The 24,954-nt window shown below is 64.9% G+C and carries 26 protein-coding genes; 5 read left to right on the forward strand and 21 right to left on the reverse strand.

The features are described 5' to 3' along the window. Positions 1-14: 14 nt before the first annotated feature. From FJV83_RS21320 to FJV83_RS21340, 5 genes are read left to right on the forward strand one after another with little or no spacing between them, the layout of a single operon-like run. Positions 15-881, forward strand: coding sequence for an ABC transporter permease (locus FJV83_RS21320; protein ID WP_142884478.1), 867 nt, complete (start codon positions 15-17; stop codon positions 879-881). Then, on the forward strand, positions 881-1,678 hold the full coding sequence (locus FJV83_RS21325; protein ID WP_095792687.1) for an ABC transporter permease: 798 nt from the start codon (positions 881-883) through the stop codon (positions 1,676-1,678). Before FJV83_RS21320 ends, FJV83_RS21325 begins: the two co-directional genes overlap by 1 nt. Then, the gene (locus FJV83_RS21330; RefSeq protein ID WP_095792688.1) at positions 1,675-2,790 is read left to right on the forward strand and encodes an ABC transporter ATP-binding protein; all 1,116 of its coding nucleotides are present in this window, start codon (positions 1,675-1,677) and stop codon (positions 2,788-2,790) included. Before FJV83_RS21325 ends, FJV83_RS21330 begins: the two co-directional genes overlap by 4 nt. A gap of 24 nt (positions 2,791-2,814) precedes the next feature. Beyond that, positions 2,815-4,200: an FAD-binding oxidoreductase gene (locus FJV83_RS21335; RefSeq protein WP_095772650.1), complete on the forward strand. Its 1,386-nt coding sequence runs from the start codon at positions 2,815-2,817 to the stop codon at positions 4,198-4,200. 3 nt (positions 4,201-4,203) lie between these two features. Continuing rightward, positions 4,204-4,572, forward strand: a complete 369-nt coding sequence (locus FJV83_RS21340) for a cupin domain-containing protein (protein ID WP_095786952.1) — start codon at positions 4,204-4,206, stop codon at positions 4,570-4,572. Between the two features lie 24 nt (positions 4,573-4,596). On the opposite strand, the gene FJV83_RS21345 is transcribed toward FJV83_RS21340, so the two are convergent. The 21 genes from FJV83_RS21345 to FJV83_RS21445 all read right to left on the reverse strand — a co-directional run bounded on the left by FJV83_RS21345 (position 4,597) and on the right by FJV83_RS21445 (position 24,953). Then, positions 4,597-6,240, reverse strand: coding sequence for an MFS transporter (locus FJV83_RS21345; protein WP_142884477.1), 1,644 nt, complete (start codon positions 6,238-6,240; stop codon positions 4,597-4,599). Between the two features lie 259 nt (positions 6,241-6,499). Beyond that, positions 6,500-6,766: a flagellar biosynthesis protein FliQ gene (gene fliQ / locus FJV83_RS21350; protein WP_010911298.1), complete on the reverse strand. Its 267-nt coding sequence runs from the start codon at positions 6,764-6,766 to the stop codon at positions 6,500-6,502. A 13-nt stretch (positions 6,767-6,779) separates the two neighbouring features. Continuing rightward, positions 6,780-7,187, reverse strand: a complete 408-nt coding sequence (gene flgD, locus FJV83_RS21355) for a flagellar hook assembly protein FlgD (protein WP_095772653.1) — start codon at positions 7,185-7,187, stop codon at positions 6,780-6,782. After that, positions 7,187-7,630 carry a flagellar biosynthesis repressor FlbT gene (gene flbT, locus FJV83_RS21360; RefSeq protein WP_095786950.1) on the reverse strand — a complete coding sequence of 148 codons (444 nt, stop codon included), beginning with the start codon at positions 7,628-7,630 and terminating at the stop codon, positions 7,187-7,189. The genes flgD and flbT overlap by 1 nt, the downstream gene beginning before the upstream one ends. Further along, on the reverse strand, positions 7,627-7,974 hold the full coding sequence (gene flaF, locus FJV83_RS21365) for a flagellar biosynthesis regulator FlaF (protein WP_019860973.1): 348 nt from the start codon (positions 7,972-7,974) through the stop codon (positions 7,627-7,629). Before flaF ends, flbT begins: the two co-directional genes overlap by 4 nt. Before the next feature lie 29 nt (positions 7,975-8,003). Further along, on the reverse strand, positions 8,004-9,047 hold the full coding sequence (locus FJV83_RS21370) for a flagellar hook-associated family protein (protein WP_142884476.1): 1,044 nt from the start codon (positions 9,045-9,047) through the stop codon (positions 8,004-8,006). A 3-nt stretch (positions 9,048-9,050) separates the two neighbouring features. Continuing rightward, on the reverse strand, positions 9,051-10,505 hold the full coding sequence (gene flgK, locus FJV83_RS21375) for a flagellar hook-associated protein FlgK (protein WP_095772656.1): 1,455 nt from the start codon (positions 10,503-10,505) through the stop codon (positions 9,051-9,053). A 27-nt stretch (positions 10,506-10,532) separates the two neighbouring features. Continuing rightward, entirely contained in the window at positions 10,533-11,789 is a 1,257-nt protein-coding gene (locus FJV83_RS21380; protein WP_095772657.1) for a flagellar hook protein FlgE, read from the reverse strand. 79 nt (positions 11,790-11,868) lie between these two features. Next, entirely contained in the window at positions 11,869-12,537 is a 669-nt protein-coding gene (locus tag FJV83_RS21385; protein ID WP_142884613.1) for a response regulator transcription factor, read from the reverse strand. A gap of 223 nt (positions 12,538-12,760) precedes the next feature. Further along, positions 12,761-13,348: a transglycosylase SLT domain-containing protein gene (locus FJV83_RS21390; RefSeq protein WP_179301078.1), complete on the reverse strand. Its 588-nt coding sequence runs from the start codon at positions 13,346-13,348 to the stop codon at positions 12,761-12,763. Then, positions 13,278-14,657 carry a flagellar hook-length control protein FliK gene (locus FJV83_RS21395; RefSeq protein ID WP_142884475.1) on the reverse strand — a complete coding sequence of 460 codons (1,380 nt, stop codon included), beginning with the start codon at positions 14,655-14,657 and terminating at the stop codon, positions 13,278-13,280. The genes FJV83_RS21390 and FJV83_RS21395 overlap by 71 nt, the downstream gene beginning before the upstream one ends. Beyond that, positions 14,654-16,033, reverse strand: a complete 1,380-nt coding sequence (locus FJV83_RS21400; RefSeq protein ID WP_142884474.1) for a chemotaxis protein MotC — start codon at positions 16,031-16,033, stop codon at positions 14,654-14,656. Before FJV83_RS21400 ends, FJV83_RS21395 begins: the two co-directional genes overlap by 4 nt. Further along, positions 16,030-17,439, reverse strand: coding sequence for a MotB family protein (locus tag FJV83_RS21405; protein ID WP_142884473.1), 1,410 nt, complete (start codon positions 17,437-17,439; stop codon positions 16,030-16,032). Before FJV83_RS21405 ends, FJV83_RS21400 begins: the two co-directional genes overlap by 4 nt. Beyond that, positions 17,436-18,056 (reverse strand): hypothetical protein, encoded by a 621-nt coding sequence (locus tag FJV83_RS21410; protein ID WP_142884472.1) that lies wholly within the window; start codon positions 18,054-18,056, stop codon positions 17,436-17,438. The genes FJV83_RS21405 and FJV83_RS21410 overlap by 4 nt, the downstream gene beginning before the upstream one ends. A 3-nt stretch (positions 18,057-18,059) precedes the next feature. Then, positions 18,060-19,709: a flagellar basal-body MS-ring/collar protein FliF gene (gene fliF, locus FJV83_RS21415; RefSeq protein WP_142875551.1), complete on the reverse strand. Its 1,650-nt coding sequence runs from the start codon at positions 19,707-19,709 to the stop codon at positions 18,060-18,062. Positions 19,710-19,840: 131 nt separating this feature from the next. Beyond that, a complete protein-coding gene (locus FJV83_RS21420; protein ID WP_095772663.1) occupies positions 19,841-20,911 on the reverse strand; it encodes a flagellin in 1,071 nt (356 codons plus the stop codon). Between the two features lie 276 nt (positions 20,912-21,187). Next, positions 21,188-22,174, reverse strand: a complete 987-nt coding sequence (locus FJV83_RS21425) for a flagellin (protein WP_032931520.1) — start codon at positions 22,172-22,174, stop codon at positions 21,188-21,190. 244 nt (positions 22,175-22,418) lie between these two features. Beyond that, on the reverse strand, positions 22,419-23,150 hold the full coding sequence (gene fliP / locus FJV83_RS21430) for a flagellar type III secretion system pore protein FliP (protein ID WP_019860957.1): 732 nt from the start codon (positions 23,148-23,150) through the stop codon (positions 22,419-22,421). Continuing rightward, positions 23,147-23,641, reverse strand: coding sequence for a flagellar basal body-associated FliL family protein (locus tag FJV83_RS21435; protein ID WP_095772664.1), 495 nt, complete (start codon positions 23,639-23,641; stop codon positions 23,147-23,149). Before FJV83_RS21435 ends, fliP begins: the two co-directional genes overlap by 4 nt. Positions 23,642-23,661: 20 nt before the next feature. Beyond that, complete coding sequence (flgH, locus tag FJV83_RS21440) at positions 23,662-24,369, reverse strand: flagellar basal body L-ring protein FlgH (protein WP_095786944.1); 708 nt, start codon at positions 24,367-24,369, stop codon at positions 23,662-23,664. Then, complete coding sequence (locus FJV83_RS21445; protein ID WP_185973267.1) at positions 24,366-24,953, reverse strand: MotE family protein; 588 nt, start codon at positions 24,951-24,953, stop codon at positions 24,366-24,368. Before FJV83_RS21445 ends, flgH begins: the two co-directional genes overlap by 4 nt. Position 24,954: the final 1 nt, after the last annotated feature.

The raw sequence follows: 24,954 nt of genomic DNA on the forward strand, positions 1-24,954 counted from the left end.
CGGAGGCAAAGCCCGTGAGCGCGCTCGAACCGACAACGCCTTCCGTCGCGAAACGGGGTTGGGTATCGCGGCCGTTCGCGCTCACGCTGCCGGCGCTGATCCTGCTGGCAGCCGTCATCGGCTATCCGCTGCTCACCATCATGGTGCGCAGCCTCTCGGAACCGCAATGGGGCGTGCAGAATTACCTCTGGTTCTTCGGCGCGCCCGTCAATCTCACGGTGCTCCAGCGCACCTTTGTCATCTCGGCGTGGGTTACGGTCGTCTGTGTGGTCTGCGCATATCCCTATGCCTATCTGATGACCGCCGTCGGGCCGCGCGTGCGGCTTGTCCTGGTGCTTTGCGTACTGATCCCGTTCTGGGTGAGCGGGGTCGTACGCACGCTCTCATGGGTGATTCTGCTGCAGGATTCAGGTGTCATCAATTCGCTGCTGCGCGCGGCCGGGTTCGATGGCATCCGTCTGATCCGCACCCAGATTGGCGTGGTCATCGGCATGGCGCAGGTGCTGCTGCCCTTCATGATCCTGCCGCTCTACTCGGTGATGAAAGGTATCGACCTCAGGCTGATGCGGGCGGCGCAAAGCCTGGGCGCCCGGCCTTCGCGCGCGTTCTTCACGGTGTACCTGCCGCTGTCGCTGCCGGGCGTCTATGCCGGCGCGATCATCGTCTTCATCCTGGCGCTGGGCTTCTACATCACGCCGGCACTGCTCGGCGGCCCGCGCTCGACCATGCTGTCGACCCTGGTGCAGACCCAGGTGCTGAGCCTTTTGCAATGGGGCCGCGGCGGTGCCATGGGCGTGGTGCTTTTGGTCACCACCTTCGTGCTCCTGGCGCTGGCGGCCCCGGTGATGCGCTCTCGCTATCGGGAAGCGGGGCGGCGCTGATGGAAATGAAGCCGCTCACACGCGTCATCCTCGGCCTCGTCTGCCTGCTGGTGGCGATATGGCTTGTCGCGCCGACGCTGGTCGTGGTGCCGATGTCGTTCAATGAGAACAAGTCGCTCGCCTTCCCGCCGCAGGGCTTCTCCTGGCAATGGTACCTGAACTTCGTCACCAATCCGGACTGGATGTCGAGCTTCCTGAACTCGGTGAAGGTCGCCTCGATCGTGGCGGTGCTGGCGACAGTGCTCGGGACGCTTGCCGCCTTCGGCCTCGACCGCATGAAAGCGCGGCCGGCCAACCTCCTGCGCATGCTCATGCTGACGCCCATGGTGGTCCCCGGCGTTGTGCTGGCCATCGGAATCTACGCGGTCTATCTCGACGCCCATCTCGTCGGCACGCTGACCGGCTTTGTGCTGGCCCACACCATCCTTGCGCTTCCCTTCGTGCTGATCGCGGTCTCGGCCAGCCTCGAAGTGTTCGACAGGCGCCTCGAGACGGCGGCGGCGAGTCTCGGCGCGGGAGCGCTGACCGCGTTCCGCACGGTGACCTTGCCGCTGATCCTGCCCGGCATCCTGTCCGGCCTGCTCTTCGCCTTCGCCACCTCCTTCGACGAGATCGTCGTGTCGCTGTTCATCACCAACCCCTATCTCAAGACCTTGCCCGTGCAGATATTCTCTTCCATCACCCGCGACGCCGACCCGACCGTTGCCGCCGTCGGCACCATCTTGCTTTTCGCCACCACGATCCTGATCGGCGGCGGCATGCTTCTTCTTGGCCGCGAGCGGAAAGGATCCCAATGAAGCCGGGACAGGAGAGCAAGGGCGCGGCGATCGATCTCGAATCGATCAGCAAGGCCTATGGCGGCTTCAAGGCGCTGGACGGCGTGTCGCTACGCATCGAGCCCGGCGAGTTCATGACGCTGCTCGGCCCGAGCGGTTCCGGCAAGACCACGACGCTGAATGTCGTGGCCGGCTTCACCGACCTGACGAGCGGCAAGCTGCTGGTCGGCGGCAGGAACGTCGTCGGCGTGCCGGCGCACAAGCGCAATATCGGCGTCGTCTTCCAGCACTACGCGCTGTTCCCGCATATGAGCGTCGGCCGCAACGTCGCCTATCCGCTGACGCTGCGTGGCGTCGATCAGGCAGAGCGAAAGGCGCGCGTGGCCAGGGCGCTCGATATGGTCAAGATGGGCGACTTCGCGCATCGCTATCCCAGTGAGCTGTCAGGCGGTCAGCAGCAGCGCGTGGCGCTGGCCCGCGCCATCGTCTTCGATCCGCCACTGTTGCTGATGGACGAGCCGCTCGGCGCGCTCGACAAGAAGCTGCGCGAATGGCTTCAGCTCGAGATCAAGCGCATCCATCGCGAGCTCGGCACGACCTTCGTCTATGTGACGCACGACCAGGAAGAGGCGCTGGTCCTGTCGGACCGCATCGCCGTGTTCAATCGCGGGCGCATCGAGCAGGTCGGCACCGGCCGCGAGCTCTACGATGAGCCGACGACGCTGTTCGTCGGCCGCTTCATCGGCGACTCCACGGTGCTGCGCGGAGAGGCGCGCAGCGACGGCGTGAGCACGGCGCTGCGTATTGCCGGCGAGACGGTGACTGCGCCGCGCCGGATCGCGGGCGAAGCCAGCCCGGTCATGCTGCTGCGCCCCGAAAAGCTCGCCATCCGCCGGCCCGGTCAGGACGCGGCGGGCACCTCCAACCGGCTGCCGGGGACGATCGCGGAAGCCATCTATCTCGGCTCGGGATCGAAATACGAAGTCAGGCTCGCCGACGGCTCCATGGCGATCGTGCGCACACCGCTGACCGGCGACAGTTTCGGCCTTGGCGACAAGGTGGAGCTCTGCTTCGACGGTGCCGACGCCAAGCTTCTGGCCGATGACAGCTCGGCCGATGCGACGCTGACCTGATCCAATCAATTCGAAAGTCATCCCATGCAAGCCAAGCGCAACGGCGACATATCGTTCTGGTATGCGGATCTGGGAGGGGTTCCCGCGCCCCGGCCGCCCTTGCCTGGCGATATCGAGGCCGATATCGCCATCGTCGGCGCCGGCTATACCGGCCTGTGGACCGCCTATTATCTGAAGAAGGCGAGGCCCTCGCTGCGCATCGCGCTGATCGAACGCGAATTTGCCGGTTTCGGCGCTTCGGGCCGCAATGGCGGCTGGCTGTCGGGCGGCTTCTCCTGGTCGCGCGAAAAATATCTCAAGACCTCGACCCGGCAAGGTGTCAGCGCCATGCAGGCGGCCATGGCTGGCTGCGTCGACGAGGTGATCCGGGTGGCGAGCGCGGAAGGCATCGATGCCGATATCCGCCGGGTCGATAATCTGACGGTGGCCACCAACCTGGCGCAGCTCGAACGCGCGCGCGAGGAGTGCGAAACGATCCGCGCCTGGGATGTCGATCCGACCCGCGTCGAAATGCTGGATCAAGCGGCGACGCGGGCGCGCATCAACATCCGCAATGTCATGGGCGGCTTCGTCGTCCACGGCCAGGCGCGGGTGCAGCCGGCCAAGCTGGTGCGCGGGCTTGCCGCCGCCGTCGAGCGCCTGGGCGTGCCGATCTACGAACAGACGACGGTGACGGCCATCGCCGAGGGCCGCGTGACGACGAACCGCGGCACGGTGCGGGCGGAAACCATCATCCGCGCGACGGAGGGGTTTACATCAGGCATTCCCGGCGAGGAACGGACCTGGCTGGCGCTCAACAGCGCGCAGATCGTCACCGAGCCGCTGTCCGAGGAGCTTTGGCGCCAGATCGGCTGGGAGGGTCACGAGCTTCTCGGCAACGCCGCCCACGCCTATTGCTATGCCCAGCGCACGCGCGAGGGGCGCATCACCATGGGCGGGCGCGGCGTGCCCTATCGCTACGGCTCGCGGACCGACGTCAATGGGCAGACGCAGCAGGCCACGATCGACCAGTTGCATCAGATCCTGACGACGCTGCTGCCGCAGACGGCGAACTGCCGCATCGAGCACGCCTGGTGCGGCGTGCTCGGCGTGCCGCGCGACTGGTGCACGACCGTCGGGCTCGATCCCGCGACCCGCATCGGCTGGGCCGGCGGCTATGTCGGGCTTGGCGTGTCGAGCTCCAATCTTTCGGGGCGTACGCTGGCCGACCTGATCCTCGGCCAGGATACCGAGCTTACGAAGCTGCCCTGGGTCAACCGCAAGGTCAGGCCATGGGAGCCGGAGCCGTTCCGCTGGCTTGGCGTGCATTCGATGTACCAGCTTTATCGCATCGCCGATGGGCGCGAGGCCGCTGGGCTTGCGCATACGTCGAAACTGGCCGCGCTCGCCGACGGCATTACCGGCCACTGACTGATGGAGACCAGTTTGATCGACCTTTCGACCTTCCACGATCTCGCCAAGGCCGACATCGGCGCGTTCTCACCCAAGCCCACCTCCATCGAGGGGGACCAGGTCGAGGCCGTGCGCTCGCTTTTCCAATCGCCGGACGGGAGCGTCGACATCGGCATCTGGGAATGCACGCCCGGCCGCTTCACCGCCGACCGCTCGGCTTCGTCGGAGATATGCCATATCATTTCGGGGCGGGTCGAGGTGAGCCGCGCCGACGGCGAGGCGCGCGAACTGGGACCAGGCGACCTGCTCGTGCTGCCGCAGGGATGGAAGGGCGAATGGCGCATCCGCGAGACCACGCGCAAGCTCTACATGATCCAGTCGGCCGGCTGATCGACTGATACCAGCTACCCGGGATCAGTGCTCGATCGGCCCCCTGGCCATCACCAATGCTGTGCCGGCGGTGGTCGGACGCTCGATGACGCGACGCACGCGCGGCGGCTCGTCGCCGCTGTGCAGCGCCCGCAGGCGCTCGCCGACCATGGCGTCGGCATGGGTGATGCGGCCGTTGTGGCGCACATATTCGAGCCAGGTCGGCGTGTGGTAGTGCTCGATCCATATCGAGGGGTTTTCGAGATCGCGCGCCAGTGTCCAGTTGCGGGCGCCGTCGCGGCGGCGGATGCGGCCGCGTTCGGCCATGGTGGCAAGGAACTCCGCCTCGTCCTCGTGCCGGATGATGTATTCGATCATGATGGCAATGGGACCGCTGCGCGGCTTCAGGTCGAGCGCCAGATGCGGCTCCTTGAAGCGGTTGAGCGGGTCGAGGTTCAGCACCTGCTGCTGCGGCAGCGGCAGCACGAGGCCGATGGCGCCGCCGGCCAGCATGGCGATGGCGGCGGCGATCAGCGCCGTCTCGGCGCCATGCGCATCGGCGACGACGCCCCAGATCCAGCTGCCCAGCGCGATGCCGCCGAAGGTCGCGGTCTGGTAGACCGACAGCACCCGGCCAACCACCCAGCGCGGCGTCGCCATCTGCACGGTGACGTTGAAGTGCGAGAGCGCGATCACCCAGCAGGCGCCGCCAACCAGCAGGCCGAGCGAGGTCTGCCAGGCATGATGGCTGAGCGCGGCATTGAAGGCGCAGACGGCGAAGCCGGCAAAGGCACAGCGCACCATCGTCTCGCTGGAAAGCAACTGCCGCAGCCGCACGCTGATCAGCGCGCCGCCGACGGCGCCGATGCCGAAGGAGCCCAGCATGATGCCGTAGGTCAAGGCATCGCCCTTGACGACGTCGCGCGCGACGAGCGGCAAGAGCGCCAGGACGGCGCCGGCTGAGAAGCCGAAGGCCGCGCCCCTGACCAGCACCTTGCCGATATTGGGGGACATGGCGACATAGCGCAGGCCGGCCCCCATGGCCGCACCCAGCGACTCGCGCGGCAAGGTCGACACCGGCACATCCGGCTTCCAGCGGGCCATCACGATGATGAGGCCGATATAGCTCACCGCGTTCGCCGCGAAGGCGGCCGCGGCGCCGGCGGCCGCGACGATGATGCCGCCGATTGCCGGACCGACGCTGCGTGTCAGGTTGAAGCCCATGGAGTTCAGCGCAACGGCCGCGGGCACCTTGTTGCGGGGGACCATGTCGCCGACGGACGCCTGCCAGGACGGGCTGTTGAGCGCCGTGCCGCTGTCGATCAGGAAGGTGAAGGCAAGCAGCGTCCAGGGCGTGATCAGGCCATACCAGGTGAACACGGTCAGAAGCACCGAAACGACCAGCATGAAGGTCTGCGCCACCAGCATCACCTTGCGCCGGTCGAAGCTGTCGGCGATGGCGCCGGCGACAAGCGCGAACAGCATGATCGGCAAGGTCGTCGAGGCCTGGACCAGGGCGACCTGATAGGGCGAGGTGGCGATCGTGGTCATCATCCAGGCGGCGCCGACGCCCTGGATCAGGCCACCGAAATTTGAAACGAGACTTGCCGACCAGACGGCGCGGAAAATGCCATGCCGGAACGGCGCCAGCGCCGAAACGCCTTCGCTATCCGGTTTCTCGTCAATCATGGATGGGTTCCTGCCAGAACGTGCTGATCCTTGCGGTTTCTCCGCATCGTTTGCCGAAACTATGGCATCGCGCCGCAAAGGGCGAACGTCATGCGCGCAAGATCATGGTCCAACAAGAGGATAGAGGAAGGCCAGCTTTGCTGCGAGGGCCGGGGTCGCCTTCGCGCAGCACGCCTTGCATGCCCGCGGTGAAATCGGCCGATAGCCGGCGCCGGCTTTTCGAGCCATTACGTTCTGAAGCGGTTTTCCGCGACTTTCTTCAGAACCCGTTCTGGATGCGCTGGAAGATGACGTTGGTGAAGGCCGATATCTGGCCGCCAATGAACGGGCCGGTGAGCGCCACCACCAGCATGATGGCGACGATCTTCGGCACGAAGGTCAGGGTGATTTCCTGGATCTGCGTCAGCGCCTGGATGAGGGCGATGCCGATGCCGACCGCCATGGCGACCAGCACCACCGGAGCGGACGCGGTCAGCACCGTCCACACCGCGTACTGGACGATGTCGAGGGCGTCGGCTTCGTTCATGCGGGCGGCTGGCCTAGCTTGCCGGCTTGACCGACACGCCTGGGCCGACGGGGACCTTGGTGCCATCTTGCAGCACCGCGATCAGTCCGCTGCTGGCGAGCGTCACCGAAGCCACTATTCCGGTGGTCTTGCCGTCGGCCGAGGTGATCGAGCGGCCGATGATCGCATCGGCCTGCGACAGTGCGGAGGACTGCATGATCTGGTCGAGCTTGGTGTTGGACTGCACGGATTGCTCGACCTGCGAGAAGGTGGCGAGCTGGGCGACGTACTGCGTCGAATCCATCGGCTTGGTCGGATCCTGGTTCTTCATCTCGGCGATCAGAAGCTTCAGGAAGGACTGGTAGTCGACCGCCGTCTTGGAGGTCGACTTGGTGGTCGAATTGGCGCCAACCGGTATCGTCGTCGTCATGTCCACGGTCATCAGTAGCTTGCTCCCACGGCCAGCGGGCGCGGTGCGCCCGGAACATCGTCATTGCCGCCAAGCGCGCGGCGTTCGAGAGGATAGAGCGAACGGATCGCCTTCAATGCCTCGTAAATATGATCCTCGCCGACCATACGGTCGATCTGCTTCAGTGCGCCGCAGATCTCGGCATCCTCGAAACTTGCGATGAGCAACGGCAGCGAGCGGCGGAACATCTCGCGGGCGTCATCGGCGCCGGCCGGGTTGATCAGCATGACCTGCACGATGAAATAAAGCTGCCTGAGCGGCGTCGATGCCTGGTCGGCCTGGATCACATGACCTTCGAGCAGGAACTGCACGTCGTTCATCAGTTCGATGGTGACCTTGCGGTCGACGCGGATGACCGCCCCGTTGATGTAGATCTTCTCGTTGGGCTTCAGCGATATCTTCAGTGTGTTGGTCATTGAATGCCGTCGCGGATGATCTGGGACACTTCGATCAGCCCTTCGAAATTGTTGGTGCGGCCCTGGCGGATGTCCTCCGCCTCGCGCAGCAACCAAAGGCCGATGGAAATCAGGTTGGCACGCAATTCCTTGGGAAGCGCATTGTCGCTGGAGCCAAGATCCTCGACGAAGATTGTCCACACGCGGTTGGTGAAATTCAGCGCCTCGATCGCCTCCATCGAATCCTGGCCGGCCGTGGCGGCCGCCGACAGCATGTCGATCGAGCGGGTCAGGAGTTCGCGCTCACGGTCCTTTGCGTCCGAGACGGAGGTGCTTTGGACGTCGGCGTAGGAGAATTGGTACATCGTCGGCTCTACCGTTCCGCTGGAAGTTGTCAGGTCAGGTAATTCAACAGGCTGAGCTGCTGCAGGCGCGCTGTCAGGGCGAAGGACGTCTCGATATGCTGTGTCAGATCCGCGACTCTGGTGGCGGCCGTGGCCGGGTCGACGGCTTCGAGATCGAGGATATGGCGTTCGAACAGATCGATCTGCGTCTTCATGCGGTCGCTGGCATCGGAGACGCGCTTCTGCACGATGCCGGTCTCCGACTGGACCTGGGCAATGCCGCTCAGCGCTTCGCCGACCAGTGTCTGCGAGTGGGTGACGATGCTGTCCTTCGCCGCCCGGCTGATGTTGGTGGACATCAGGCTGGAGACCATTGCCGCGGCCATGGCGAGCTTCCTGATGCCGTCGCTGTTGGCGCTGGTCGAGGTCTCGGTGGTTTCGTTGAGCGCGATGCGGCTGACGATCTGCTGGTCGGTGGCGTTAGACATGTTGGTCTGCCAGCCGGCGCCGAGGAACTGCGGCGCAACGTCGTTGGTGATGAAATCGTCCATCTGGGCGGCGGTGATGTTGGCCGCGGCCGGATCGTTGGGCGTGAAGCCGAATTTGGCGACGAAGGAGGCGTCGAAGGCGGCCTTGGCCGGTGAGCCGGCGGCCGTGAAATCGTTGATCGGCTTGACGTCGGTGTTGGTGCCGGCAAACAAATATTCGCCGTTGATGCTGGTGTTGAGGATCGAGGTCAGCTGCTGGAGGGTCGTCTGGCCGGTCGACTGGGTCAGGCTGTTGGAGTTGTCGCCGGACGACGCGGTGGTCAGGGCGGACAGGAAGGTCTGCGCCACGCCGGAGAGCTGGGCGAGGGACGTCTGCGTCGACGCAAGCCTTGCGGTGACCAGCCCGTTGGAATCGACGATCACGTTCAGCCGGTCGAGGTCGCGCGAGAAAGTGACGGACTGAGCGGTGCGTCCGCCCAGTGCCAGGCCGACATCGGCGACCCTGCCGGTCGAGGATTCTTTCGTGGCTTTGACGAGGTCGGCCTGCATGCGCATCTGCTGATAGCGCATGGCGTTGGTGAGGGCGGCCGAAGAGACTGAAGTCATGGATTATCCCACCGCGTTCAACAGGGCCGTCATCATGTCGTCGACGGTCTTCATCATCCGGGCCGATGCCTGATAGGTATGTTCGAGGTCGAGCATCAGCGACATTTCCTGGTCGACATTGACGCCGGTCGCATTGGATAGCGCCTCGGAGCTGCGCTGTGCCAGCGCTTCCTTCGCGTCGGCTGCGGTCGAAGCCTGCTGGCGCATGCCCTGCAGCCAGCCGATCGAATTGGCAGCGTAGTCGGAAACGCTTGATGTTGCCGAAATGCCAGCGGCGGGGTCGAACGTCATCGGCTTGTCGAGCCGGTCGCCATAGGCAATCAGTAGGCTGGAATAGGACGGGCCGCCGGTGGTGTTGGCGACGTAGGCCGCGCCGTTGGCGCCGCCGTCGCGCAGCAATGTCGGATTGCCGCCGGCGCTCGGATCCATCGCGGCATTGATGCTGATCGTGCCGGCCAGTCCGTTGACCAGCGTGCCCGCGGCCGGCACCGCCGGCGCGCCGGACCAGGTGAACAGGCCGGCGGCGTTGGGCATCGAGGGCGCGGTTTCGGCAAAGGCCGTGATCAGGCCGCGCGCGGTCTCGTCGAGCTGGCTCTGCATGGTCGAGGCGACGCCGTCGCGCAACTGCAGCAGGCCGGCGAGCTTGCCGCTGGCGGTGGTGTTGCCGCCGCTTCCCGCCGAGACCGGCACATTGTCGATATAGATGGTGTTGCCGGGGACGCCGGCGGCATAGCCGGCCGCCGGCGTGAAGCTTACCGTGCGCGGTATCGTCTCGAACAGCGTGGTGCCGTCACCCGTGGTGATGACCATGTCGTTGTCGCCGCGCGTGAAGGTCGATATCGGAACATAGTCCGCGATCTTCTTGAGCAGCGCGTCGCGCTGGTCGAGCGCATCGGAAACATCGGTGCCCGAACGGGTTCCGGAAATGACCGCCTGGTTGGCGTCCTGGAACTGGCCGAGCAGCGCGTTGAGGTCCTTGACCGCCGTGTCGATCTGGCCGTCGGTCTGGGTGCGGAAATCCTGAATGGCCTTGGAGCCTTCATTCAGGGAGCGCACGACCTGCTTGGCCGCGTCGATGACGCTCGAGCCGAGATTCTGGTTGGACGGCGAGGTGGCGTAGAGCTGCAGCGCCTGCTGCAGATTGGCGATTGCCGTCGAGGGCGAGGAGGCATTGTCGACGCCATTGACCGAAACGTCCAGCTGATCCATGCCGCTGTAGAGCGCGTTCTGGCCGCTATAGGCCGACAAGGCACCGAGATTCTGCCGGAAGAGCAGGTCGTTGGCGACGCGCTGGATATCAACCGAACGCGCGCCGGGCGCCGTGCTGGTGACGACGGCGATGCGGCGCGCATAGTCCGGATTGGAGGCGTCCGAGACGTTGCGCGTGACAACGCTGGTCTGACGCGCGGTACTCATAAGCGCAGATTGGGCGATGCTCAATGCGGAAGATAACGACATGCTGGTCTTTCACGGGCCGCGCCCGGTTTATCTCTTCAGGTTGACAAGGACGTCCATCAGGTCGGAACCGGTCTGGAAGACTTTCGAATTGGCGGTGTAGCTGCGCTGCGCCGCGATCATGTCGGTCAATTCCTCGGCGATATCGACGTTGGAATTCTCGAGCGCGCCGGAGATGATCGAACCGGCCTTGCCCTCATTGGCAAAGCCGACACGGATCGCGCCGGAGTCGGTGCCTTGCGCATAGACGTTGCCGGGCAGGGCCTTGAGTTGGTCCGGGCTTTGCACGTCGGCCAGTGGAATTTTATAGAGCGGCTTGGTGGAACCATCCTTGTACTGGGCGTAGATGGTGCCGTCCTTGCTGATCTGGACCTTGTCGATGGTGCTGGGCGCGTTGCCGTTGACCTGGGCGTCGGAAACCGTGAAGCCGGTGCCGAGCTGCGTCAGCTTCGACAGATCGAGATTGAGGCTCGCGCCGCCCGGCACGGTGAATGAAACGCTGGTGGTCGCGCCAGTGAGCTTGCCGGTCGTGGTGTCGAAGGTCAGGTTGGCCGTGCCGAGCGCGCCGCCGGTGTAGGGGAATGATGTTCCCGGCGTCGCCTTCGACTGATCGAAAACCGCGACCTGCCAGGTGCCGGTACCGGTGTTGGTGAAATAGACGTCGAGCAGCTTCTTGTTGCCGAGGTTGTCATAGGCGACCATCGACGATTTCGAGGTGTACTGCGCGGTGGCGGCGTTGGCACCTGGCAGGTTGGCTGCGACGACCGGCGTGGCACCTGCCGGCAGATTGCCGCTGTAAGTACCCAGGGTGCTCGGCGTCGCGGTTAGGCCCTGGTCGGAGATGACGACCGGCTGCAGACCCTCGAAGCCATTCACCGTCGCCGCCGGCGTGCCATTGGCGTAGCTGTAGGCCATCAGTTGGAAACCGGCCGCGTTGACCAGCCTGCCCTGTGCGTCGGGAACGAAGGCGCCGGCGCGGGTCAGGAAAGGCGTGCCGCTCGGATCCTGGACGACGAAGAAACCATCGCCGCTGACGGCAAGGTCGGAGACAGAGGTCGTGTACTGCAGCACGCCCGGATCGCTCACTGCCTGCCGGATCGTCGTGGTGACGCCGCCGGAATTATAGGCGCCGCCCGTCGACGGCATGATCAGGGTCGAGAATTCGGCCGAGGACCGCTTGTAGCCGGTGGTATCGGAATTCGCGATGTTGTCGGCGGTTGTCGACAGGCGGTTGGCCTGGGCGTTCATGCCGGAAACGCCGGTCCGCATCATTCCGTAGAGGCTCATCGAGATGTCTCCGCAATATCCATGCCACTGGCGGCGAGGCTACGCGTCCTGTCTTGCGCGAGGCTGGCGCGGCGCGGCATCAGAAGACGAGCCGGTAGCCGAGGAAGCGTTTGGAATCGATCGGGTCGGTGCCCAGCTTCTGGCGCAGTTTCTTGCGCAGTTTGCTGATGTGGCTCTCCACCACGTTCTCCTCGACCTCTTCGTCGAAGATGCCATAGATGGCGTTGAAGACCTGGGTCTTGGTTACGCGCCGGCCGCGGTTGCTCGCCAGATATTCGAGGATGCGGCGTTCGCGGCGCGGCAGGGGCAGCGGCTGGCCGTCAATCTCGGGGTCGCGGCCGTCCATGAAGATGCGCATGGCGCCGATCTCGGTGTAGGCGACATCCTCATGAGCGCGCCGGCGGATGGCGGTGATGCGGGCCAGGATCTCTCTGATGTGGACGGGCTTGCGGATGACGTCGTCGACGCCGCTCTCGAACAACCGCAGCGTGTTTTCCAGGGAATGCTGCTCGCTGAGCGCAATGACAGGAGCGCCGGTGCGGTCGCGGATCTGGCGCGGAGAGATGGCGCCGTCGCGGCAGTCGCCGATCAGGAAGGCCCGCACCGATCGCAGGTCGGTGTCGGCGGCCGAGTTGACCCACTCGCCGAATTCGCCGGGCGCGAAGCCCGCGCAGGCGACGCCCTCGCGATCAAAAAGTGAATTGTATCCCTCAGTTACGAGCTCTCGCTCGTCAACGATCACGATCATCGGCCCCGCCTCCGAATCAACACATTTGCCCCGTGGGGAAAGGCCTAACCGTTGGCGGGAATCCTGAACAACCGTCATTTCTTGTAACTAGTTTCTTGGGAGTCTGGAATCGTGCCGGTTGCATTAGCGTGCAGCCAGATATGCTTACGGGGGGAAGTTCTGGGTAAGTCAAAACGGCAAGCCCTGAGCAGTGCCACGGGCGTATTAGGAGCAGAAGATACGCTTACGGGTTGCAGAAGGCGCGGGCGTTGGTTGTCCATTTGCCAAAACCGGCGGCAACCATATTGGCGATCACCCTGCAGACATAGACCTTCTGCGCCGGGTCGTTGTCGGGGCCGGCATGGTAGCGGGCAACGGCCATCGACCAGGTCTCGTGGCGGGCGTGGAGACTGGCCAGGAAACGCGCCGCATAATCGACGTTCTGGCGCGGGTCGAGCATGTCCTCGACGCTGCGGAAGTGCGAGGAATGATAGTGGTGGTTGATCTGCATGCAGCCGAGATCGATCAGCGTCTTGCCTTCGCGCCGGGCATTGGCGAAGGTGGCAAGCGCTTCGGCCCGGCTCCTTGGAAAGATCGCTTTTCCTTCTATATTCAAGGCGTTAGGCTGAAGGCTGCCCTTCTTGCCCGTCTCGGTCAGGCCGACGGCATAGAGGATGCCGGCGGGCACGCCATAGCGATCGGCGGCGCGCAGGATCTCGGGCTCGCAGGGATTGGTGGCGGCGAGGGCGCTGGTTGCGAGGCTAGATAAACATATCGCCGCCAGCGTGCTCGCGAGATGGCGAAGCGGCGCGGCCGCGGGCTTGCGCGTCATCATGATTACCCCTTGCGGACTGCTGGCCCGGTTGCTGGCCGCCGGCTCCACCGTTGCCGCCACTGGAGTTTCCGGGCTGAAAGGCGGATTGGTCGCGGCCAGGCGCGGCGGTAAGCGAGGCGGTCGCATCCGTCCGGGTTGCAACTGGAACTGCTATCGAAGGTTGCATGATGGTGACCTTATCAACCTCGAAACCCAGCCCGCGCAGCGACTTGACGATTGCCTCGCTGTCGCTGGAAAGCCGGCGGTAGGCGTCGTGTGTTTCGGGCTTCAATTCAATCGAGAGTTGTTCTCCCGAGAGGCGAAGATGGGCGGTGACCATGCCCAGCTCGGCCGGGTGAAGTTCGATCTTCAACACATGTGTCGGAACGGCAACAGAGCCGGCCATGTGGGTGGTCGCGGCGGCTGTCGAAAACGCCTGCTGCGGGCCAACATCGGCCGCTACGGCGTTGATTACGTTGAGTGCTGCCTGGCTCATCGGCGCCTGCGGCGGGGCGGGGAAGCTGCGCTCGGAAACCACGTCGACGCGCGCCTGGGCCGAGGGCTGTTTTCCTGGCTCCGACCGCAACGAGGACTGGACGTCGGCGATCGACTTCAGCTGTGGCGCCGCCTGCTTCTGTTCGACGCCCGGCACATCGGCGGTTGTCGTCTCGGGCAGCGGGCCGGCGGCGGTTGCATTGTCACGCCGTGGCGCGCCAGTGCCGGCGCTCGCGTCGCGGCCGGATTGGCCGTCGAGCTTCTTCAACGGCCCGTCGACGAGTGCGACCCGCTCGGGCTTCGGCATAGGTTCGAGGTCGTCTTGCCCAGCGACGGACGCCGCGCGATAGGCTTTCGACAGGAGCTGCCCGTCGAGCGCCGGTTCCTGTCCGGCCTCGCTTGCATCGGCTGACTTGGCCGATGTCGAGAAATGGCGCAGGTCATGAAACGCCATCAGCAAAGGCAGATGATCGTCGAGCGGCGTTGCACCGGCGTCGGTCGCCGGCTTTTCGGTATCGGCGTCCTTGTCCGCCTCAACGCCCTTGCCGTCCTTCGTGGATTTCGCTGCCGTCGATCCGGTGGGCGCGGTCCTCACCCTGCCGGCCGGCATCGGCTCGTCCTCGCCTGCCTGTGCCGCCAGGCCGGCGGCAAGCTTGCTCCAGCGCGGATCGCGCCCGCCTGCCTCGGTGGTTGGCTGCTTTTCCGCATGGCCTGCGCGGCCATGCACCATCTTGCCGAAACCGGCATCATCCTTCTTGCCGGGGGCGGCCGGCTGCTTCGCCGTGCGCGCGGCGGTGAATCCTGGCAGGGCCGGGCCGAGACTGGGGGTCATTTCGGGGCGGCTCCAAGCATCTGGTCGATCAGGTCGAGCTGTCGACGGGTTTTCATCATGGCGGCGTCGGTCGGGTCGGTTGTGTCGAGACCGGCAGAAGCTGCCGGCGCCGATGCCGGCAGGACCGTCGCCGAATCGGCTGATGGCGGCGGCGCGCTCGTCGCGGCCGCCGTCCTGTCGGATGGCTGGGATGGCGAGGCGGCGGGCTGTTCGGAGACGGCACCCTCGACGGGCGGCAATCCGGCCGCGTCGGCGGCCTGCGTGGCGGCGACCTCGGATTTGGGCTGCGGCGCTAGGGGTGCAGACGCCGGAGTTGTGGCCGGAAGGGAAGCAGGCGGCGCCATGACCTCACTGGCGATCGCCTGAGCGGCGTCGAGCAGGGCACGGTCACCGTCCGACAGTTTGCTGCGGTCGATCTTGCCGAGCTTGGTGCGCACATCCTCGATCGTACCGGAAGTCACCGTGGACAGGCTCGAGTAAAGCTCGGCGCGCGGATCGCCTTGGTTGGTGTTGCCGTCGCGGCCCTGCTCGGCCCGCGCGGAGGCAAAGGCCGACAATTCACTGAGGCCGTCGATCGCGGCGCGGCGGGCGATGCGCAGATAGATCACCTTCTCGCGCTCGGGATCCATCATCGAGGTGATGTCGGCGAGCTTGTCCTGGCTGATCGACATATGCAGGGTGATGACGCCGGAGACGAAGGAATCGGCGAACTGACTGGCATAGGGCGAATAGAGGTAACGCTCGACATATTGGGTGGAGGCACGCGCGAACCGTGCCGCATCGCCTCGGCTCACGGCGATGCCGACCGAACGCCGCAGGGCCGCTTCCTCGACCAGTGTGCCGGGGCTGAGCAGCTTGGCCTCGTCGAGCAGCGTGAGCGCCATCACCGGGTCGTCCGTCGCCATCAGCGATCCTTTGACCAAGGCAAGAAAGGCGCCGAGGTCGCTGGGCAGCGTCATAGGATCGATTGGCCTCAGGACTTCGATCGCACCGGCGGGCCGGCCAACCAGATAGTTTATGACGCCCTTGGCGATTGAGAGGTCTTCGGCATCCACGGACTTGGCACGGGAAACCGCCGCCTCGACGGTCACCGGATTGCCGCCGCTCATGCCGTAGACCAGGAGTGCGCGAAAATTCTTGGGGTCCTTGAAGTCCTCCGCATCCGCTTCGCGCAAGCGGGTATCGATCATCTCGAGCAGCTTGGCCTGCATCGGCATCGCGGCGTGATCGCCGGCGGCGATGCGGTCCTGGACCAGCTGCAGCGAGCGCACCAGCTGGTAGGGCTGCAGCGTGTCCTGGGCGAAGCCGGCCGACGGATATCCGGCTGCCAGCAGCAACAGGCCCATCAGCCGGCTGGTGACGGCCGCCCGCTTCATCCGCCGGTCGCCATCAGGATCTCAATGCGGCGGTTGGCCGCCGACAGCGGATCGGCCGGATCCTTCGGCTGCCGGTCGGCGAAGCCGGCGACCTCGGTGATGCGGCGCTCGTCGACGCCGCCGCGCACGAGCATGTAGTAGGCGGAATGCGCGCGCGCCGTCGACAGCCGCCAATTGTCGTAGCTGGCGCTGCGGAAGGGGCGCGCATCGGTGTGGCCGTTGATGCTGATCGTGCCCTTCTGGCTGTTGACGATGCGGCCGATCTTTTCCATCGCCAGCACCAGTTCGCGGCTCGGCACCGCCGATCCAACTTCGAACATGCCGAAGTCGAGCTGGTCGGTGATCGAGATGACGACACCCTTGTCGGTGGCTTCGACCGAGACGCCGTCATGCAGCTTGTCGCCAGGCTTGAACGCTTCAGCCAGCTGCCGCTTGACGTCGGCCGCGGCCTTCACGGCAGCGGCGGTCGGCTGCTTTTCCCCGGCTTCAGGCGCGGTCGTCTCTTGCACGGCGGCCGCGGTATCCGCCTTGGCGGCAGCCACGGCCTTGCTCTCGCCCGTCTTGGCGTCACCGGCCTTGGCATCGCCGGCCTTGGCGCCGCTGGCCTTGGTTTCGCCGGCCTTGATTTCGCCGGCCTTGGCCATCGTCGCGGCGGCGTCCTTGCCATCCTCGGCCAGGGGCTCGAGTGGGGCTTCCTTGACGGGCGACGCCGGCGGCACGGCCTTGACCTTGGCGACCTGCGTTTCGGCGGCCTTGTCACCTGGTTTGAGCGGATCGCCCTCGATCTTGGGGCGCTGGGCACTCGCCTCGGCGGCGGGTGTGGCCACCTGCTGCGACCAGAAGTCCGGCTCGAAGGGATCCCTGTAGGACGCGCCGCCCGAGGCGCCCGTCGCCGGCCCGGCGCTTTGCGCGCCGCCGTCGCCCTTCTGGCTGACATTCTGCATGACGCCGGTGTCGGTGGCGATTTCGGAGAGCACGGCGTAGGGGTCGGCGAACAGATGCTCATCCGACTGTTCAGCCTTGTTCGGCTCCTGCTTGTCCTGCTTGCGGTTGGATGAGCCCGCCGCACCGATGCCGTCCTGTCCAGACTTTTTTGTCGCCTCCTGCGGGTCGTCGGTCGTCATCCCGACCGCGCGCGGCCCATTGCCGAGGTCCTCAAGGCCCTTGCGGCTCGACTCACGGTCGACGAGCTTGACCGGGTTGAAGTAGCTGGCGACGGCCGCCTTGGTCTGTTCGTTGGCGGCGTTGATCAGCCACATCACCAGGAAGAAGCACATCATGGCGGTCATGAAATCGGCAAAGGCGATCTTCCAGACGCCACCGTGATGGCCCTCGTCGTGGTCGTCATGACCCCGCCGCACGATGATGATCTCGTGCCTGCCGTGATCGGCCTCGGCGACACTCATGACAAGACCTCGGAAAGGGTGGCCGACCATTCGGCGATGCGTGTCTCGAACACGGCCTCGTCAATGGTCACGGTCAGGTCGAAACCTGGTGCCTCGATGAAGTCGAGATTTGCAATGCGTGGTCCAAGCGATGCCTTCAGCGTTTCGAACAGCGACAGTGGCCCACGGACGGCGATGCGCACCGCTTCGCCATCGCCGACGGCTTCGCGAACCGCGCCGGCGAGCGCTTCGAGCGAGCGCTTCTGCAGATCGTCGCTGACAATACCGCCGATGATGCGTGCGACCGTGGCGGTGACAAGGTCCGTTACGCGCGCCTCCATGGCGTCGATGCGCAGCGAGACCGCCTTGCCGATGTCGCCGCCGAAGCTTTCGAGGAAAACCCTCGCTTCCTCAACATGCGCCTGGCGCTCCGCTTCCAGCGCAGCGTCGTGGGCGGCGACAAGCCGTTCCGTCAGCGCTGCTTCTGCCTGGGCAACCGCCTCGGCGATCAGCGTGCCGATATCGGCCTGCGGTGCGGATGCTTCCGGCCTGTGCTCGGATGCGGCCTGGGGCTGACTGACACGCGGCGCGCGCGTACCGAAATCAGGGAGAAGATCGAAAAGGGCTGCGGAGGCCATGGTTTACGCCGCGACTTCCTGGGCCGCCCATTTGCGCAGGATCTGCGCTGTGCGCTCCTCGTTGAGGTCGACCATGCGGGCAAGCCGCTCCTGTGGCGCCGGCCTGATCTTCTGGCGAAGATCATCGAGCGGATTGGTGCCCGGCCGCGAGCCGGGCAAGGCGCCGATGGCGGCACCCGCATCGGCGGAAGCAGCCGCCTCGGGTGTCGGCAGCGACCGCTGGACTTCATCGAAATTCGGGCCCGGCAAAGCGGGCATCGCTTTTGCCGTCAGCGCGGCCGCCATCGGCCGCAAGCCGAAGAAGGCCACCAGGAACACCACGACGATGAAAGCGCCGGCGTTGATCAGCGTGCCGGCGTGCTGGCCGATGGAATCCAGCATTCCAGCCTGCGGGATCGCTTCGCCGTCGAGCCCGTCGATGAATTCGACCGCCGAGACGTCGATGACGTCGCCACGCTTGTCGTCGAGGCCGGTGGCCGACGTCACCATCTTCTGGATCTCGGCGACGCGCTTGGCGATCTGCTCCGGGGTAGCGTCCTTGCCCAGGATCGCCTTCAGCCGATCCTGGTTGACGACGACGGCGATCGACATCTTGGTGACGGTGTAGCCGTTGGAGACGGTGGCGATCTTCTTGGAGTTGATCTCGTAATTGGTGATCTCTTCCTTGCGGTCGTTCGCCGAGGTCGTTTGCGGACCCTCGGTGCTGGTCGCCTGGGTCTCCGGCAGGTTCTGCTCGACGCTGGCCGGGGTCGAGGCCTGCTTCTGGTTGCTGTTCTCATTGGCGCGCACCGACTGCACCGAGCGCTCGACGCGCGAGTTCGGATCGAAAATGGTTTCTTCCGTCTGGCGGGTGTCGGTGTTGACCTCGGCCTTGACGCTGGCGCGGAAATTGTCAGGGCCGAGGTATGGCGCCAGCGCGCGGCGGATGTTGTCGCCGATCTGCGCCTCGACCGTCTGCTCGACGCCGAGCGTGCGGGCCGCACTGGTGTTGGAGGGATCGTCGCCGGCGGCCAGCAGGTTGCCGTTGGAATCGAGCACCGTCACCTTGTCGGCCGACAGGCCAGGCACGGCGGCGGCGACCAGGTGGCGGATCGACTGGGCGCTCTTCTCTGCGTCGATGCCGGCATAGCGGATGACCACCGATGCCGAGGGCTGCTGTTCGTCGCGGCGGAAATTGGCGCGCTCGGACATGACGATGTGGACGCGAGCCGCCTTGATGCCTGATATGGACTGGATGGTGCGGGCAATCTCGCCTTCCAGCGCCCGCACACGGGTGATCTGCTGCATGAACGAGGTCAGGCCCATCGCCCCGACATTGTCGAACAGCTCGTAGCCGGCATTGGCGCTGGTCGGCAGACCCTTTTCGGCAAGCAGCATGCGCGCCTGTGCCGTGGTGCCGGCCGGCACCAGAACCGAGGTTCCGTCGGCGCCGACATCGAAGCCGATGCCCGCCTCGCCCAGCACCAGGCCGATCTGGTTCACGTCGGAGCGGTCGAGCCCGACATAGAGCGTGTCGTAGGCCGGGCGGTTGAGGTAGACCGAGGCGATGCCGATGACGCCCATCACCAGAACGGCGATGCCCGCCAGCATGGCGAGGCGCTTCACACCAAAACCGCGGAGATTCGAGATGATGCTCTGGATCTGTTCCGGCACGATAGAGCGACTCCCAGCATGATTGTCCGCCGGAACACTAGCCCTCGAAGCTTGTGCGAAAATGAAATCGGGCCGCGCTTGCGGCGCGGCCCGTGAATTGGAGGGAGGGGTATCTGTCGGCTACAGCCGGATTAGCCGTTCTTGAACAGCGACAGGATCGACTGCGAGGAGCTGTTGGCGATCGACAGCGACTGGATGCCGAGCTGCTGCTGGACCTGCAATGCCTGCAGGCGGGTCGATTCCTTGTTCATGTCGGCATCGACGAGCTGACCGACGCCGCGGTCGATGGAGTCCATCAGGCTCTGCGTGAAGGTCTTCTGCAGGTCGATGGAGCTCTTGGCGGCGCCGAGGATGGTGGCCTGGTCGGTCAGCTGGCTCATGACCTTGTCGATCTTGCCGATCATCTGGGTGATGATGTCGTCGGTCACTCCCGCCGCCGTGATGTCGAGATTGAAGGCGGAAACATTGTCAATCCTGGGGACCACCGCGCCCGCGGCCGTCTGGCCAGCGGTGTTGGCGGCGATGTCCGTGCCACCGCCAGCGATCGTAGCCGCATAGGCTGTGTCGTACAGGTTCTGGGCGGCCGCTGTCGCGTATACGGACGTCTGGCGGTCGAGCGTGCCCTGGTTCTTGACGGCGGTGGCAAGACCGTTGTCGAACAGTTTCGTGCTCTCGACATCGATGTCGATCGTTCCGAGCGAGATGGCGCCGGAGGAGGAGCGGTTGAAGGACGCGACGATCTTGGCGTCGGCCTGAACGCCGTCATTGGGGGCAGCGACCTGCGTTGACGTCACCGAAAGGTAGTTCGAGCCCGAGAAGGTGGCGGCATCGGCAAAGGACTTCATCTGCGCCTGAAGCGTGGTGATTTCCGTCTGCGTCTTTGCCTTTGCGGCAGCTGTCTGGCCAATGGTGGAGAGCAGCTTGGTCTTGAGCTGGCCGATCGACGTCAGAACATTGTTCATGCCGGTATAGGCGGTGTCGACTTTCGAGGCGCCGAGGCCGAGCGCGTCCTGCACCGTCGACAAGGCTGCGTTGTCGGAGCGCATCGTCGTGGCGATCGACCAGTAGGCGGCGTTGTCGGAGGCCTCGGAGACCCTGTAGCCCGTCGAGATTCGCGACTGTGTCTGCTCAAGCGATTTGTTGGTGGCGTTGAGGCTTTGAAGTGCGGTCAACGCCGCGGCGTTTGTCATGATGCTCGCCAAGAAACTCGCTCCTTTTTCCCAGGCCGGTCTTTCTCAAAAACCGGCATTGCCCTCGCGAGCCGCTGGCCCGCCCGTCGATTGCCGTCGCCCCGACCGGGCCGATTCGCCAATCCGTTGTAAGCTTTGGTTAACCATGACTAGCGCGTTATGGTTAACGGCCTGTTAAAGGCTCGCTTTCGAGGGTTAAGAAACGAGGGTTGCGCGGGGCTGGAGCAAACGCAAAACGGGCCGCGCTTTTGGCGCGGCCCGTTTTCTTGGTTGGTCGGTGTAGAGCGATCAGCCGCGGAAGAGCGACAGGATCGACTGCGACGAGCCGTTGGCGATCGACAGCGCCTGGACGCCGAGCTGCTGCTGGACCTGCAGCGCCTGGAGGCGGGTCGATTCCTTGTTCATGTCGGCATCGACCAGCTGGCCAACGCCGCGGTCGATGGAGTCCATCAGGCTCTGCGTGAAGGTCTTCTGCAGGTCGATGGAGCTCTTGGCGGCGCCGAGCTTGGTGGCGGCGGTCGTCATGTCCTTGAGCGCGGCGTCGACGACGGTCATCATCTGCGAGATCTGAGCGTCGCTGGCGGCCGTGGTGCCCGAGAAGATTTTCAGCGAGGCGACCGAATAGGTATCGCCGGCAGCGGGAGCGGCACCAAGGGTCGGGTTCTGTGCCGTGGTGGTTGCAGCGCCAGTGGTGCCGAGGCGGGCCGTATCCAGAAGGCCCTTGGCGGTCGGCGCGGCGCCGGAGTCATAGAGCTTGATGCTTTCCACGTTGACATCGATCGTCGAGAGCGAAACCGCGCCGGTCGAGCTGCGGTTGAAGGCCGAGACGATCTTGACGTCGGCGGCCGTGCCCGTGGCGGTGGACACCGACAGCATGTTGGTGCCGGAGAAGGTGGCGGAGTCGGCGTAACCCTTCAGCTGCTGCTGCAGAGCGGCGATTTCGACCTGGGTCTTTTCCTTCGCGGCATCGGTCTGACCGTAGGACGCGGTCAGCTTCTGCTGGATCGCATTGATGGTGGTGATCGCGCTGTTCATGCCGGTGTAGGCGGTGTCGACCTTCGAGGCGCCGAGGCCGAGCGAGTCCGAAACGGTGGACATGGCCTGGTTGTCGGAACGCATCGTGGTGGCGATCGACCAATAGGCGGCGTTGTCCGAAGCCTGGGAGACGCGGTAGCCCGTCGAGATGCGGGCCTGGGTGGTGGAGAGGTTGTTCTGGGTGGCGTTAAGGCTCTGCAGGGCCGTCAATGCGGCGCTGTTGGTCATGATACTGGCCATGGCTACTCGTACCTTGTTTTTACAGGTGTTTTTTTGACATACCGGCTTTTCCGGTATGACGGAGCGGCATCATGCCAATGATCGTCGAGAGATCACCCGCCATCTGCGAGCGACTATGGCGGCGAGTTCCTACCAAAGGGCTAAATCGGACGGTTAATCGAAAATAATTCGAGAAAAAATCGACGATGTCCGGCGCACTGCCCGGTCCTGTCGGGCAGACGCGGCCTCGGGCCGGAGAGCAGGGTCAGGTGAAGGAGCGCACCAGGCTGCCGACGAGCAGGTTCCAGCCGTCGATCAGGACAAAGAACAGGATCTTGAACGGCAGCGAGACAACGGTGGGCGGCAGCATCATCATGCCCATCGCCATGGTGATGGTGGCGACGATCAGGTCGATGACCAGGAAGGGCAGCACGATCAGGAAGCCGATCTCGAAGCCGCGGCGGATCTCGGAGATCATGAAGGCGGGCACCAGGATGCGCAGGTCGACCGTCTCCTTGGCGACGACCTGGCCGCGCTCGCGCGCGAGGTCGGCGAAAAGGTCGAAATCCTTGTCGCGCACATTGTGCAGCATGAAGGTGCGGAACGGATCCGAGATCTTCTCGAAGGCCTCGGTCTGGCTGATCTGGTTGTCCATCAGCGGCTTGACGCCGGTGTTCCAGGCCTGATCGAACGTCGGCGCCATGACGTAGAAGGTCATGAACAGCGACAGCGAAATGAGGATGAGGTTCGCCGGCGTCGACTGCAGGCCGATGCCGGCGCGCAGGATCGAGAAGGCGATGACGAAACGGGTGAAGCTCGTCACCATGATCAGCAGCCCGGGCGCCACCGACAGCACGGTCAGCAGGCCGAACATCTGGATGATGTAGCCGACGGTGGTACCGTCGGCCTTTCCGATGCCGCCCAGGTCCAGCTGCTGCGCCGCCGCGACGGAGGTGGCGGCGCCGATCAGCGCCGCGGCGAGAAGGAACTTCTTCATTCGAGCAGCAATGTCCTGATGAGAACCTGTTTGGCGTGCCCCTGGCTGCGGATCGAGGCGCGTTCCTCGATATCGGCTTTCAGGTGCTGGTAACCGCTGGCGCCCTCGACCTGATGCATCTTCAGCGTACGCACGAAGGCCAGAAGGTCCTGATGGATGTCCTCCGTCATCGCCGGCGGCTGCGGCGCGTCGTAGACCACGGATGCTTCCATCCGGATCCAGGTGTCGGCGGGTGAGGCGATATTCGTGGTGATCGGCGCCAGCGCGACAAGCGTCGGCCCCGTGCCAGGCTGTTGCGCAGCAGAGGGTTCGGCAACCTTGCCCGCATTTTCAGGAGCAGCCGGCACCGATGGCGGTGCGCCGGCGCCCTTGAGATAACCTCCGGACATCCAGCCCATGCCGATGGCGGCGACCGTCACCACCAGCAGCATGGCGCCCTGAACCACAAGGGATGGACCCTTGCGAGGCTGGAGTTGTTCGACATTGGCCACGGCGCTCTGTTCTCCAATCCCTAGAACGGAAGAACCTGGTCGAGGATCTGCTGGCCGTAGGCCGGCTGCTGGATCTCGGTGATGCGGCCGCGCCCGCCATAGGAAATGCGCGCCTCGGCGATCCGTTCGTAGGGGATCGTGTTCTCGGCGCCGATATCGGCCGGCCGCACGATGCCGGCGATGGTCAGCACCCTCAGTTCGGCGTTGACGCGCACTTCCTGCGACCCCGTGATCATCAGATTGCCGTTCGGCAAGACATCGGTGACGATCGCCGCGACATTGAGTTCAAGCGTTTCCGATCGTTTGATCTCGCCATCGGCCGTCGTGTCCGTTGCGGAGTTGAGCGTGCCGGCGCCCTTGCCGGCGGTGCTCCACTTGTCCCATTGCGCGCTGAGGTCGAAGCCGAGCTTGCGGTTGGCGGTGCGGCTCCTGTCGTTCTGGTTCTTGAAATTGGCGCGGTCGTTGACCTTGATCGTGACGGTCAGGATGTCGCCCTGTGAGAGCGCCCGGGGATCGGTGAAGAGGCGGCTCTGGCGATCGTCCCACAGCGAGAACTTTTTCACCGGTGCCCGAGGCGGCTCGGGGTATCTGTACAGGGAAGACGTGTTGCCGCCGTCAATGCCCGAGCCGACCGGCGACAGCGACGGTTCCTTGCCGACTTCCCTGAGGTTGGTGCCGCAGCCGGACAGGGCTGCCACCGCGCACAGGATGAGCGTTCTGCGGATCATGACGGATCTACCCTTCGGGCTGCGCTGGCCATGATGCCGGTGAGAGTCGCCGCCGCCTTCTGGTCCATTTCGTTGAGAATGACCCCGGCCTTGCGTGAATCGAGCTTCATCAGAATGGCCGCGGCCAGGTCGGCGTTGACGATCGCCAGGCGTTCGGCCGCCGCATCGGGCTTCATGCCGGCGTAGATCTTGACGACGCCGTCCTCGGCCTGGGCCAGGAACACTTCACGCCGCTTCAGCCAGGTCTCGTATTCGGCCTTCTTCGCGTCCAGCGCTTTCATGCGCTCGTCGATGCCGGCCTGCAGCTGCTTCAGTTCCTCGGCCTGCAAGGCGTAGCGGCGGTCGCGGGCGGCGTCGGCGATGTTGGAGCAGAAGCGCTCGATCTCGCTCTGGTCGGGCGCCTTCTCCCGGGCCAATTGCTGCGGCGCCACCGCGGGCTGCGCTCCGGGCAGAACCTGGCGAACGACATCCTCGCCATGTGCGCCGCCACTGGCAACGGCCATGGCCGCGAGAGCCGCGGCCGCGGACAGGATTGCGCGGCAGGAGCGTCTTTCGTGGGATAGAAGGGAGGGGATCATCGGCATC

The sequence above is a fragment of the Mesorhizobium sp. WSM4307 genome (assembly GCF_007003945.1).
Taxonomy (GTDB): Bacteria; Pseudomonadota; Alphaproteobacteria; order Rhizobiales; family Rhizobiaceae; genus Mesorhizobium.

Coding starts and splice junctions, on each gene's coding strand:
- FJV83_RS21325 (WP_095792687.1), top strand. CDS start 881: ATGGAAATGAAGCCGCTCACACGCGTCATCCTCGGCCTCGTCTGCCTG.
- FJV83_RS21330 (WP_095792688.1), top strand. CDS start 1,675: ATGAAGCCGGGACAGGAGAGCAAGGGCGCGGCGATCGATCTCGAATCG.
- FJV83_RS21335 (WP_095772650.1), top strand. CDS start 2,815: ATGCAAGCCAAGCGCAACGGCGACATATCGTTCTGGTATGCGGATCTG.
- FJV83_RS21340 (WP_095786952.1), top strand. CDS start 4,204: ATGGAGACCAGTTTGATCGACCTTTCGACCTTCCACGATCTCGCCAAG.
- FJV83_RS21345 (WP_142884477.1), bottom strand. CDS start 6,240: ATGATTGACGAGAAACCGGATAGCGAAGGCGTTTCGGCGCTGGCGCCG.
- fliQ (WP_010911298.1), bottom strand. CDS start 6,766: ATGAACGAAGCCGACGCCCTCGACATCGTCCAGTACGCGGTGTGGACG.
- flgD (WP_095772653.1), bottom strand. CDS start 7,187: ATGACCGTGGACATGACGACGACGATACCGGTTGGCGCCAATTCGACC.
- flbT (WP_095786950.1), bottom strand. CDS start 7,630: ATGACCAACACACTGAAGATATCGCTGAAGCCCAACGAGAAGATCTAC.
- flaF (WP_019860973.1), bottom strand. CDS start 7,974: ATGTACCAATTCTCCTACGCCGACGTCCAAAGCACCTCCGTCTCGGAC.
- FJV83_RS21370 (WP_142884476.1), bottom strand. CDS start 9,047: ATGACTTCAGTCTCTTCGGCCGCCCTCACCAACGCCATGCGCTATCAG.
- flgK (WP_095772656.1), bottom strand. CDS start 10,505: ATGTCGTTATCTTCCGCATTGAGCATCGCCCAATCTGCGCTTATGAGT.
- FJV83_RS21380 (WP_095772657.1), bottom strand. CDS start 11,789: ATGAGCCTCTACGGAATGATGCGGACCGGCGTTTCCGGCATGAACGCC.
- FJV83_RS21385 (WP_142884613.1), bottom strand. CDS start 12,537: ATGATCGTGATCGTTGACGAGCGAGAGCTCGTAACTGAGGGATACAAT.
- FJV83_RS21390 (WP_179301078.1), bottom strand. CDS start 13,348: ATGACGCGCAAGCCCGCGGCCGCGCCGCTTCGCCATCTCGCGAGCACG.
- FJV83_RS21395 (WP_142884475.1), bottom strand. CDS start 14,657: ATGACCCCCAGTCTCGGCCCGGCCCTGCCAGGATTCACCGCCGCGCGC.
- FJV83_RS21400 (WP_142884474.1), bottom strand. CDS start 16,033: ATGAAGCGGGCGGCCGTCACCAGCCGGCTGATGGGCCTGTTGCTGCTG.
- FJV83_RS21405 (WP_142884473.1), bottom strand. CDS start 17,439: ATGAGTGTCGCCGAGGCCGATCACGGCAGGCACGAGATCATCATCGTG.
- FJV83_RS21410 (WP_142884472.1), bottom strand. CDS start 18,056: ATGGCCTCCGCAGCCCTTTTCGATCTTCTCCCTGATTTCGGTACGCGC.
- FJV83_RS21425 (WP_032931520.1), bottom strand. CDS start 22,174: ATGGCCAGTATCATGACCAACAGCGCCGCATTGACGGCCCTGCAGAGC.
- fliP (WP_019860957.1), bottom strand. CDS start 23,150: ATGAAGAAGTTCCTTCTCGCCGCGGCGCTGATCGGCGCCGCCACCTCC.
- flgH (WP_095786944.1), bottom strand. CDS start 24,369: ATGATCCGCAGAACGCTCATCCTGTGCGCGGTGGCAGCCCTGTCCGGC.
- FJV83_RS21445 (WP_185973267.1), bottom strand. CDS start 24,953: ATGCCGATGATCCCCTCCCTTCTATCCCACGAAAGACGCTCCTGCCGC.